Source organism: Kribbella sp. NPDC059898, assembly GCF_042730855.1.
Classification (GTDB): domain Bacteria; phylum Actinomycetota; class Actinomycetes; order Propionibacteriales; family Kribbellaceae; genus Kribbella.
Map to the genome: position 1 here is coordinate 614166 of NZ_JBHWKR010000004.1, position 10452 is coordinate 624617.

11 protein-coding genes and 1 pseudogene are annotated in these 10452 nt (G+C 71.6%); 8 read left to right on the top strand and 4 right to left on the bottom strand.

The features are described 5' to 3' along the window. Positions 1-192: 192 nt before the first annotated feature. On the top strand, positions 193-1464 hold the full coding sequence (locus ACFV9C_RS16935) for a PucR family transcriptional regulator (protein ID WP_380194561.1): 1272 nt from the start codon (positions 193-195) through the stop codon (positions 1462-1464). On the opposite strand, the gene ACFV9C_RS16940 is transcribed toward ACFV9C_RS16935, so the two are convergent. The 3 genes from ACFV9C_RS16940 to ACFV9C_RS16950 are packed head-to-tail and all read right to left on the bottom strand — an operon-like array spanning position 1454 to position 4478. Next, complete coding sequence (locus tag ACFV9C_RS16940; RefSeq protein WP_380194563.1) at positions 1454-2416, bottom strand: aldo/keto reductase; 963 nt, start codon at positions 2414-2416, stop codon at positions 1454-1456. The two genes, ACFV9C_RS16935 and ACFV9C_RS16940, sit on opposite strands and share 11 nt — an antisense overlap. Beyond that, positions 2413-3165 (bottom strand): SDR family NAD(P)-dependent oxidoreductase, encoded by a 753-nt coding sequence (locus ACFV9C_RS16945; RefSeq protein ID WP_380194565.1) that lies wholly within the window; start codon positions 3163-3165, stop codon positions 2413-2415. Before ACFV9C_RS16945 ends, ACFV9C_RS16940 begins: the two co-directional genes overlap by 4 nt. Further along, positions 3162-4478 (bottom strand): L-fuconate dehydratase, encoded by a 1317-nt coding sequence (locus ACFV9C_RS16950; protein ID WP_380194566.1) that lies wholly within the window; start codon positions 4476-4478, stop codon positions 3162-3164. Before ACFV9C_RS16950 ends, ACFV9C_RS16945 begins: the two co-directional genes overlap by 4 nt. 168 nt (positions 4479-4646) lie before the next feature. Here ACFV9C_RS16950 and folP point away from each other — a divergent pair, with 168 nt between their 5' ends. From folP to ACFV9C_RS16965, 3 genes are read left to right on the top strand one after another with little or no spacing between them, the layout of a single operon-like run. Beyond that, positions 4647-5459: a dihydropteroate synthase gene (gene folP, locus ACFV9C_RS16955; RefSeq protein WP_380194598.1), complete on the top strand. Its 813-nt coding sequence runs from the start codon at positions 4647-4649 to the stop codon at positions 5457-5459. Next, the gene (locus tag ACFV9C_RS16960; protein WP_380194568.1) at positions 5456-6595 is read left to right on the top strand and encodes a pyrimidine reductase family protein; all 1140 of its coding nucleotides are present in this window, start codon (positions 5456-5458) and stop codon (positions 6593-6595) included. Before folP ends, ACFV9C_RS16960 begins: the two co-directional genes overlap by 4 nt. Next, complete coding sequence (locus ACFV9C_RS16965; protein ID WP_380194569.1) at positions 6595-7281, top strand: class III extradiol dioxygenase subunit B-like domain-containing protein; 687 nt, start codon at positions 6595-6597, stop codon at positions 7279-7281. The genes ACFV9C_RS16960 and ACFV9C_RS16965 overlap by 1 nt, the downstream gene beginning before the upstream one ends. On the opposite strand, the gene ACFV9C_RS16970 is transcribed toward ACFV9C_RS16965, so the two are convergent. Continuing rightward, on the bottom strand, positions 7257-7541 hold the full coding sequence (locus tag ACFV9C_RS16970; RefSeq protein WP_380194571.1) for a hypothetical protein: 285 nt from the start codon (positions 7539-7541) through the stop codon (positions 7257-7259). The two genes, ACFV9C_RS16965 and ACFV9C_RS16970, sit on opposite strands and share 25 nt — an antisense overlap. Positions 7542-7629: 88 nt before the next feature. On the opposite strand from ACFV9C_RS16970, the pseudogene ACFV9C_RS16975 reads away from it, so the two are divergent. The 4 genes and pseudogenes from ACFV9C_RS16975 (at position 7630) to ACFV9C_RS16990 (ending at position 10422) form a co-directional block, all read left to right on the top strand. Beyond that, positions 7630-8526 (top strand): annotated as a pseudogene (locus tag ACFV9C_RS16975) (FAD-dependent monooxygenase). A 61-nt stretch (positions 8527-8587) separates the two neighbouring features. Beyond that, positions 8588-8812, top strand: coding sequence for a hypothetical protein (locus ACFV9C_RS16980; protein ID WP_380194573.1), 225 nt, complete (start codon positions 8588-8590; stop codon positions 8810-8812). Beyond that, entirely contained in the window at positions 8809-9405 is a 597-nt protein-coding gene (locus ACFV9C_RS16985) for a hypothetical protein (RefSeq protein WP_380194574.1), read from the top strand. The genes ACFV9C_RS16980 and ACFV9C_RS16985 overlap by 4 nt, the downstream gene beginning before the upstream one ends. Before the next feature lie 33 nt (positions 9406-9438). Continuing rightward, the gene (locus ACFV9C_RS16990) at positions 9439-10422 is read left to right on the top strand and encodes an alpha/beta hydrolase (protein ID WP_380194576.1); all 984 of its coding nucleotides are present in this window, start codon (positions 9439-9441) and stop codon (positions 10420-10422) included. Positions 10423-10452: the final 30 nt, after the last annotated feature.

Genomic DNA, 10452 nt, shown 5'->3' on the forward strand with positions numbered 1-10452 from the left:
ACACTCAAGGAAAGCACCCGGCTTACTGGGTCCACCGTGGTGTTAGAGGTGGGGGCTCAGCCCGCTCGGCTTGAGGGGCGGGTGTTGGTGGTTTTGGTGGTTGAGGATCACCGGGACTGGCGGGTGGATGCTCTGATCAGTCGGGCTTCGGCTGCGGGGGCTGGCGCGCTGTTGCTGGCAGGGACCGAGCCTTTGGGGCGTGGAGCGCAACTGCTGGCGGAGCGGTTGCGGCTGCCGGTGTTGGGCTGCCCGGACCCGCTGGCAGCACATGAGTATCTGCGGCGCGTGACGGCCGAGCCTGAGGTTCTGCGGTCCGACCTGGTGCTGCGGGCAGTGGGTGCACTCCGGCGGGCCAGCGGTGATCTTGCGTCGGTACTGCGAACTACGTCCGGAGTACTGGACCGTCCGGTAACGCTGGCCGGTGCCGATGGCGGCACGCTTGCGGGTGAACCGCTGCAGCCAGAGGAGCGGGCCGCGCTGGTGGACGTGCTTCCGCAGGTACCAGTCGCCTGGGCCGCGCCGTACCGCGTCGACCTGCCGAACGGCGCCGTACTGCTCGCCGTTGCCGTCCTCAGCGCGGGCCCCGTCTGCTGGTTGGTCGCAAGGCTGCCCGGTGTGGTCCCGGCTGAGGTTGCCGCCGTACCCGAGGTGCTCACGGTGGTCGCACCCGCGGTAGGGGAGCGGCTGGCGCTCAGGCGGCTCGAGCTGGAGCGCGATGCACGTCAACGTACGTCGTTGCTCGGCGAGTTGCTGCACGGTGAGCCGTCGGAGGCGACCCGGCGGCGGGCGGTCGACCTGGGCTGGCAGCTCGACGGGTGGCATACCGGGATCCGGATCGGCGCGGACGGGCAGGTGGACCTGGCGGGTCGACGTACGGAGGTGGTGGAGGCGTTCGACGCGGAAGGGCTGCGGGCGGTGGTGGTGGAGCAGGGCGACGGGTGGTCCGCGTGGATCACCGCCGCACGGGAGCCGACGGCCACCGAGGTACAGCAGCAGGCTGCCGCCATCCGTCGTGTCCAACGCCGGCTGATGCAGACGGTCGACACGTACGTCGGGGTCGGTCGCGTCCAGCCGGGTCCGAGCGGGATCGCGACCACGCTGGCGGAGGCAGGGGACGCGGCAGGGCTGGCGCGGGGGCGTGCGGAGACCGGCCGCTTCCTGCACGTGGACCGCCTAGGCCTCGCACAGCTCCTCCTGGCCTGGACCCGCACCGACACGTTCCAGCCGGCGGCACAGGCGCTGCTCGCCCCCATCAAGGACCAGCCCGGCGACCTGGTCACGACGTTGGCCGTTTACCTCGACACGGAGTCGTCGCTTGCGGAAACGGCAGCAGTACTAGGCATCCACCGCAACACTGCGTCGGCCCGCATCGCCAAGATCCAGCACTTACTAGGTGTAGACCTCACCAACCCAGACGAACGCCTAGCCCTCCACCTAGCCTCACGCACGACACTTACGGAGTAGGTGCGTCCTCCCGCAGCAGGCCAGCGGATTTCAGGTCTGACCACAGAGCTGATGGGACCTCGGCCCGTGCCAGGGCTGCGTTCGTGTGGACCTCGTCCGCGTTGCGGCAACCTACTGCGATGCCCGCGACCGCCGGGTGTGCCAACGGGAACGCCAGCGCCGCCGCAGGGAGCGTGGTGTTGTGGGACTCGCAGATGTCCGCCAGCTTGTTGGCCTTGTCCACCAACGCCTGCGCGGCCGGCTCGTAGTTGAACGTCGCGCCGGCAGCGGGCCGCGGCTGCGACAGGAGGCCCGAGTTGAAGATGCCGACGGCAACCACCTGTACGTCGTTCTCGACACAGGCCGGCAGTACGTCGTCCAAACCGTCCGGGTCGATCAGCGAGTACCGCCCGGCCAGCATGATCACGTCGATGTCGAGCTCGCGGACGAACCGGGTCAGCATCGCGGCCTGGTTCATCCCGGAGCCGATCGCGCCGATCACGCCCTGCTCGCGGAGCTCGATCAGGGTCGGGAACGCGGTCGCGACCGCCTCGTCGTAGTGGTCGTCCGGGTCGTGCACGTACACCACGTCCAGCCGGTCGGTCCCGATCCGCCGCAGCGAGTCCTCGATGCTCCGCAGTACGCCGTCCCGCGAGAAGTCCCAGCGCCGCCGCCGCGTCGTACTGACGTCGAACCCCTCGTCGTCGGGGGCCGCGCTGTCGGCCGAGTAGATGATCCGCCCGACCTTGCTCGACAGTACGTACTCGTCCCGCGGCTTGCCCTGCAGGCCCAACCCGAGCCGCTCCTCGGCGAGACCGAGCCCGTAGTGCGGTGCGGTGTCGAAGTACCGCCAGCCCTCGTCCCAGGCGGCGTTGACCGCGGCGACGGCGTCGGCCTCGTGGACCTCGCCGAGCAGATTGCCCAGCGGCGCACCGCCGAGCCCGACGCGCTGACCCTCCGGGAAGAGCTTCATGACTTGACCGCCGGGAGCCTCAGGTTCTGCATGCCGCCGTCGACCGCCAGCGCCGTACCGGTCGTCGACCCCGACAGCGGACTGGCGAGATACGCGATTGCCTGGGCGACTTCGTCCGCCGACACCAGCCGGCCCATCGGCTGCCGGGCCTCCAGCGCGGCCCGTTCCGCGGCCGGGTCGGACGCCACGTCGAGCAGCCGCCCGACCCACGGCGTGTCCGCCGTACCGGGGTTCACGCAGTTGATCCGGATGCCTTCGCGGACGTGGTCCGCGGCCATCGCCATCGTCAACGCCAGTACGGCGCCCTTGCTGGCCGAGTAGAGCGCCCGGTTCGGCAGGCCGGCGGTCGCGGCGATCGAGCAGGTGTTGACGATCGCGGCCGCGGACGACTTCCGCAGGTGCGGCAGCGCAGCGCGGGTGACGCGGGCGATGCCGACCACGTTCACATCCAGCACCCGGTGCCATTCGGCGTCGTCGTTCGCGCTCACGTCGCCCTGCGCGCCGATGCCGGCGTTGTTCACCAGGACGTCGATCCCGCCGAGTTGCAGCGCCGCGGCGGCGATCGCGTCCCGGATCGAGTCGTCGTCGGTGACGTCCGCCGCGATCGGAGTCAGCGGCGCGTCGACGTCCGGCTTCAGGTCGAACACGACCACCTGCGCCCCACGGTTCGCCAGCAGCCGTGCGGCCGCCAGCCCGATCCCCGACGCACCACCGGTCACCACGGCCCGCAGGCCGGCGAAGTCCGTCACTTGCCCTCCTCAGCTAGGTCGGTCCAGATCTTGCCACCCGGGTACCGGAAGTCCGCCAGCGTCTCGGCATCCATCTCCGCGCCGAACCCGGGCCGCACCGGTGCCACGTAGTGCCCGTCCCGGATCACCACCGGGTCCAGGAAGTGCTCGTGCAGGTGGTCGACGTACTCGATCACCCGGTCGTCCAGCGATCCGCTCACCGCGACGAAGTCGAACATCGACAGGTGCTGGACCAGTTCACACAGTCCTACCCCGCCCGCGTGCGGACACACCGGTACGCCGAACTTGGCCGCCAGCAGCAGGTTCGCGATGTTCTCGTTGACGCCCGCGACCCGGGCCGAGTCGATCTGCAGGAACGACAGCGCCTCCGCCTGCAGCAGCTGCTTGAACACCACCCGGTTCTGCACGTGCTCGCCGGTGGCGACCCGGATCGGCGCGATCGCGCGGGCGATCGCCGCGTGCCCGAGGACGTCGTCCGGGCTGGTCGGCTCCTCGACCCACCAGACGTCGTACGGCGCCAGCGCCTCGATCCAGCGGATCGCGTCCGGGACGTCCCAGCGCTGGTTGGCGTCGATCGCGATCCGGATGTCCGGGCCGACCGCCTCGCGGGCCAGCCGCAGCCGGCGGATGTCGTCGTCGAGGTTCGCGCCGACCTTCAGCTTGAGCTGCGTGAACCCGTCGGCGACCGCCTCGTGGCAGAGCCGGACGAGCTTCGCGTCGTCGTACCCGAGCCAGCCGGGGGTCGTCGTGTACGCCGGGTAGCCGCGCTCCCGCAGTACCGCCTCCCGCTCGGCCCGTCCGGGCGCGGCCGCGCGCAGGATCTCCAGCGCCTCCTCCGGGGTCAGCGCGTCGGTCAGGTACCGGAAGTCGACCAGGCCGACGATCTGCTCCGGGGTGAGGTCCGCGAGCAGCTTCCACAGCGGTACGCCGGCACGCTTGGCGGCCAGGTCCCACACCGCGTTCACGACCGCGCCGATCGCCATGTGCATGACGCCCTTCTCCGGGCCCAGCCAGCGCAGCTGCGAGTCGTGCACGAGCGACTTCCAGAACCCGCCGAGGTCGGCCAGCGTCGCGTCCAGGTCGAGCCCGAGCACGTGGTCCCGGAGCGCCTCGACGGCCGTGGTCTGGATGTCGTTGCCACGCCCGATCGTGAACGCGAACCCGTGCCCTTCCAGCCCGTCCCCGGCGTCGGTCCGGAGGATGACGTACGCCGCGGAGTAGTCCGGGTCGGTGTTCATCGCGTCGGACCCGTCCAGGTCCAGGGACGTGGGGAAGCGGACGTCGTACGTCTCGAACTCGGTGAATCGTGCCATGCGGGAGCCGTTCTACGCGGGCGGGTGTCGACAAGATCCTATAGGATATGTGGCCAGCCCGCACCCGAGATCGTCGACGCCGTGCCCTACAGTCGGGACGTGGATCCGGAACCCAGTGGTGTGCTGCGGCTCGGCCGGCGGGCGTTCGGGCCGGGGGAGTTCGCGGTGATGGCGATCGTGAACCGGACCCCGGACTCGTTCTTCGACGGCGGCGCGACGTTCGCGACCCAGGCCGCGCTGACCGCGATCGACCAGGCGGTCGCCGACGGAGCCGACCTGGTCGACATCGGCGGCGTCAAGGCCGGGTACGGCGAACCCGTCGACGAGGCCGAGGAACTGCGCCGGACCGTCGACTTCGTCGCCACGGTCCGCGACCGGCACCCGGAGCTGCTGATCAGCGTCGACACCTACCGCAGCGGCGTCGCCCGCCGGGTCGGCGCCGCCGGGGCGAACCTGATCAACGACACCTGGTCCGGCCACGACTCCGAGCTCGCCGGTGCCGCCGCCGAGGTCGGCGCGGGCCTGGTCTGCAGCCACGTCGGCGGCCTGAAGCCGCGCACCGACCCGCACCGGATGGCGTACGACGACGTGGTCGCGGACGTGATCCGGACGACCACCGCACTGGCCCGGAAGGCGATCGCGGCCGGGGTGCACCCGGACGGGATCGTCATCGACCCGACGCACGACTTCGGCAAGAACACCCTGCACTCGCTCGAGGTGACGCGCCGGGTCGACGAGCTGGCGGCGACCGGCTGGCCGGTGCTGGTGGCGATGTCGAACAAGGACTTCCTCGGCGAGACCCTCGATCTGCCGTCCGGCCGGCGCGGGCCGGCGACCCTTGCCGCGGTCAGCGTCGCGGCGTGGCTCGGTGCGCGGGTGTTCCGGGTGCACGACGTCGCCGGTTCCCGGCAGGCGCTCGACCTGATCGCCGTACTGCGGAAGACCGCGACCCCGGCGTACACCCGAAGGAGCCTGGTGTGATTCGAGATCGTGCGGCCGGCCGTGAGCTGACCGAGGACGAGCTGATCGCCGCGTACGCGGTGGAGGATCGGTCGGTGCCGCGGCTCCGGGCGAACTTCGTCACCAGCCTGGACGGGGCGGTGACGGTGAAGGGCCTGTCCGGGGGCTTGTCCAGCAAGGATGACCAGAACATGCTCGGGCGGCTGCGGATGCTTGCGGACGTGGTGCTGGTCGGTGCGGGGACGCTGCGCGCTGAGGGGTACGGCGGGTTGCGGCTCGGGTCGAAGCGGCGGGCGTGGCGGGTCGAGCACGGACTGCCGGAGAACCCGACGCTGGCCGCGGTGTCGGCGCGGCTCGACTTGCCGGCCGACAGTCCGGTGTTCGCGGAGGCGCCGACGCGGGCGATCGTCATCACGTGTGCGGCGTCGCCGGCTGATCAACGGGCGGCGCTGGCGGAGGTTGCCGACGTACTCGTGTGCGGCGAGGACGCGGTGGATCTGACGGCGGCTGTCGGCGCCTTGGTGGAGCGGGGGCTGACGCAGATCCTGTGTGAGGGCGGGCCGCACCTGCTCGGTTCACTCACCGACGCCGACCTGGTCGACGAGCTCTGCCTCACCGTCTCCCCCCTCCTCGCCGGCCCCGGCGCCCGCCGCATCACCGACGGCCTCGCCTCCACCGAAGCCCGCCCCCTCCCACTCCTCCACATCCTCTCCACCGACGAAGGCTTCCTCTTCCTCCGCCACGGCCGCCCCTCTCACGGCACCACGCCCCCCGCTCCCGCGAGGGAGGCGGGTCGAGCGGCGCCCCTCGATCCTGCGGGGGAGGAGGGCGCCGACGTGTCTGCCGCTGCTGCGGGGGAGGTGGGCGGAGCGGCGTTCCCCGCTCCTGTGGGGGAGGTGGGCGCCGACGTGTCTGCCGCTGCTGCGGGGGAGGTGGGTGGAGCGGCGTTCCCCGCTCCTGTGGGGGAGGTGGGTGGAGCGGCGTTCCCCGCTCCTGCGGGCGAGGTGGGTGGAGCGGCGTTCCCCGCTCCTGCGGGCGAGGTGGGTGGAGCGGCGTTCCCCGCTCCTGCGGGGGAGGCGGGTGGAGCGGCGTCCGCCGCTCCTGCGGGGGAGGTGGGCGGAGGCGTGTCTCGTGCTCCTGAGGGAGGGGTGGACTGATGGGGGTTGTTGCGGCGGCGGTTTGTCCGCATCCGCCGATTGTCGTGCCTGAGTTGGCCTCGGGGGCCGCGGCGGAGCTGGAGCCGTTGCGGGTTGCCTGCCGGGCGGCGCTCGACGCGTTGTCGTCCGCGACCAGCGTCCTCGTCGTCGGCTCCGGCCCGGTGGCGGGGACGTACGCCGCGGATGCGGGCGGCTCGTTCGGCCCGTACGGCGCTCCCGACGTACGGATCGGATCCGGACCGCGCGTCCTGCCCCTGTCGTTGACCGTAGGCGGCTGGCTCCTCGAGCGTTCGAAGGCCGCCGGCCTGCCCCGCACCTACCTCGCGGTCCCGGCAGACGAGACCCCCGAACGCTGCCTGGAAATCGGCCACGAGCTTGCCGCAGGCAACGACCGGATCGGCCTGCTGGTCATGGGCGACGGCTCGGCCCGCCGCAGCGACCACGCCCCGGTCCACCTGCATCCCCGCGCCGAGATCTTCGACACCACCGTCGCAAAAGCCTTCCAGAACAGGGATCTCGACGTACTGGCAGCCCTCGACCCAGACCTCGCCACGGTCCTTCAAGCAGCCGGCCGAGCCCCCTGGCAGGTCCTCGCCGGCGCACTCGCCGGTACGACGCTGAACGCCGACCTCCTGTACGACGCAGCGCCGTACGGCGTCGGCTACTTCGTCGCGTCCTTCACCTGAGCATCCAGTTGCTCCAGGCCCCATGTCGCCCAGTCCCGCAGGGCCGGGAGCATCCACAGCCCACGTTCCGCCGCGAGCCGCCCGAACGCCAGCGGGTCCGACTGCCACTCCGGCCCCGCCTCCTCGATCTGCGCCTCCAGCACGGCCAGCCGGCGTTCCGTCTGATCGACGGTCTGCGCCTCATCGGGCGCGAGTGACCCGACCAGGAACAGCCGCAGCGCCGCCGCGCTCCGCACCACCTCGTCGGCCGGCTCGAGCATCCACCGCCGCAGCTGCGCGCGGCCGGCGGTCGTGATCCCGTACGTCTTCCGGTTCCGCGATCTGGAGGCGAACGAGGGGAGACGAGAGATGGTGGACGTACTGGTGGTGGGTGCCGGTCCGACCGAACTGACGCTGGCGACCGAACTGACGCGCTGGGGTCACGCGGTCCGGATCGTCGACGAGGCGCCCGGGCCGCAGCCGGGGTCGCGCGGTTTCGGGATCAAACCCCGCACCCTGGAGATCTTCGACAGCTTCGGCGTCGCGGAGGAGTTCGTCGCGGCGACCGGGACGAACACCCGGACCCACGTCCAGCTCGGTGGCGCACTCCTCGCCGACTTCACGACCGAGCCCGATCCGCCGACGCCGGCCCGGTCGTTCCCGAACTACGTGTCGCTGCCGCAGTACCGGACCGAGCAGATCCTCCGCGACGAGCTCGCGCGACGCGGCGTCGAGGTCGAGTTCGGGACCACGACGACCGGGTTCGCCGACCAGGGCGACTCGGTGCTCGCGACGTTCGAGGACGGCTAGCAGGAGCGCGTGCGGTACCTGGTCGGCTGCGACGGCGGCCGGAGCTCGGTCCGGAAGGCGCTGGGGATCACCTTCGAGGGCCGGACGGACGACGTACGGGCGTTGCTCCCGGACGCTGACGTCTCCGGGCCCGCGCAGCATGCCGTCCACATCTGGGGCGGGGACGATCACCTGCCGGCGTTGCGCCCGTACCGCGAACGAGAGCCGTGGCAGTCGATCGGCGCGGACGAGGAGCCGACGCTGGAGTGGTTGCAGCGCGCGGCCGTCGAGCGCAGCGGCGTACCGGAGCTGCGGGTGAGCAACCCGCGGCGGCTGTCGGTGTGGCGATACAGCCTGCGGATCGCGGAGCGGCCCCGGGTCGGGCGGGTGTTCCTGGCGGGGGGACGCGGTTCCTGGCCCGGCAGGACAGACGCGGGCGCGACGATCACCCGCGGTACTACGAACCGTTCCCGGTAAGCGTCGGCTGCGGGCCGGTGACACCGCGCCGGGCGGGACGGGGTGGACCGCGGACGGGTCGGTGCGGCTGTTCGAGCTGTTCCGGGAGCGGCGGTTCACGGTGCTGGCGATCGGTGTGCCGGCGGTGCACGGCGCGATCGCGATCGATGTCGAGGGCAACGGTTATCCGCGCTCCGGCTACGTGGTGGTGCGGCCGGACGGGTACGTCGCTCCGGTGACCGGCGGCGCCGCCGAGGTGACGGCGTACCTGCGGCGGTGGACGGAGTCGCTGATACTGGCGGGGTGACTGAGGAACGGACGGGGTATCGGCGGTCGGCGAAGTCGCCGCGGGGTGAGGCGCGGCGGCGGGAGCTGCTCGACAAGGTCGCGGACGACCTCGGGACGAACGGGCTCGTCGACTTCTCGCTGCGGCGCGCGGCGCGGGCGGCCGGTACGACGCACAAGGTGCTGCTGTACCACTTCGAGGGCGCGGAAGACCTGCTGACGCAGGCGGTTCTGCAGTTGCGCGAACGCCGGATCACCCGCGCGGTGTCGGCGGCGGCCGAGCAGGGCGGGTCGCTCGCCGACCGGGTGCGGTCGATGTGGCCGACGCTGATCGGGGAGGAGTCGTGGGTGCTCGACCAGGCGATCGGGCTGGCGATGTACGACGCGGCGCGGTACGCCGATCTGGCGCGGTCGGCGTCGCGGCAGTACCTGCCGACGTTGCTGGCGTTGTGCCCGGAGTCGTGGGCGTCGGAACGGCGTACGGAGGTGGCGGAGCTGATCCTCGGGACGTTGCGCGGGTTCTTGATCGAGTGGCGGACGAGTGGGGACGCGGCGGGGATCGAGGCCGGGTTCGCGGCGTTGACTCGGGCGCTGGAGCGGGAGGAAAGGGCGTAGACAAGTTTGCGAACCACGTGGTTCACTTCTGGTATGCGCGAGAAGGTGAGCTTCACGAGTGCCGGCGTTGCGTGCGCGGCCTGGCACTACCCGGGGACCAACGGCGGGTGCGTGGTGATGACCGGCGGCTTCGGAGTGACGAAGGAGCCGGGGACGGATCGGTTCGCGGAGCGGTTCGCCGCGGCCGGATTCAGTGTGCTGGCGTTCGACCACCGCAACCTCGGCGAGAGCGCCGGGGAGCCGCGGCAGGTGGCGCGGGTACGGGACCAGCTGGAGGACTGGCGGGCGGCGATCGCGTACGCGAAGACGCTGCCCGGGGTGGAGCGGGTGGGGATCTGGGCGTTCTCGCTGCCGGGCGGGTACATCGTGCAGCTGGCCGCGGAGGACCTGGGTCTCTCGGCCGCGATCGCCCAGTCGGCCAACGTCGACGGGCCTACTGTCACGCGCCACGCGTCCCGCTACCAGTCGACGGGCGCCGCGCTCCGGCTGATCGGGCGGGCGTTGCTGGATGTCGTCGGCAGCTGGCTCAAACGCCCACCGCGCCTGGTCGACCTGGCCGGCCCGACCGGCACTGTCGCCCTCCTCAACACCCCTGACGCACTACTCGGCAGCGACATCCTCAGCCCCGACAACCGCTACCCCGAGTGGCAACAGGCGATCGCCGCCCGCTCGGTGCTGCCGGCCGTGTTCTACCGCCCGGCGAAGTACGCCCCGGACGCCCGCTGCCCGATCCTGTACGTCGTCTGCAAAGACGACAAGTCAGCCCTAGCAGCCCCCACCCTCAAAGCTGCCGCCACCACCCCCAAGGCCGAGGTCCTCCAGGTCCCCGGCAACCACTACGCCCCCTTCACCACCGCCCACGAACAGGTAGTCGAGAAGGAACTGACATTCCTGCAACAACACCTGACCACAGCCCCAGCCCCACCACAAGCCGCAGCCCCAGCCTCACCACAAGCCCCAGCCCCAGCCCCGGCCCCGCCGCAGACCGCAGCCCCGGCTGCTGGTCGCTCCAACTGAACCCCCGCCGCCCGCGCGGAGCGCGGGCTG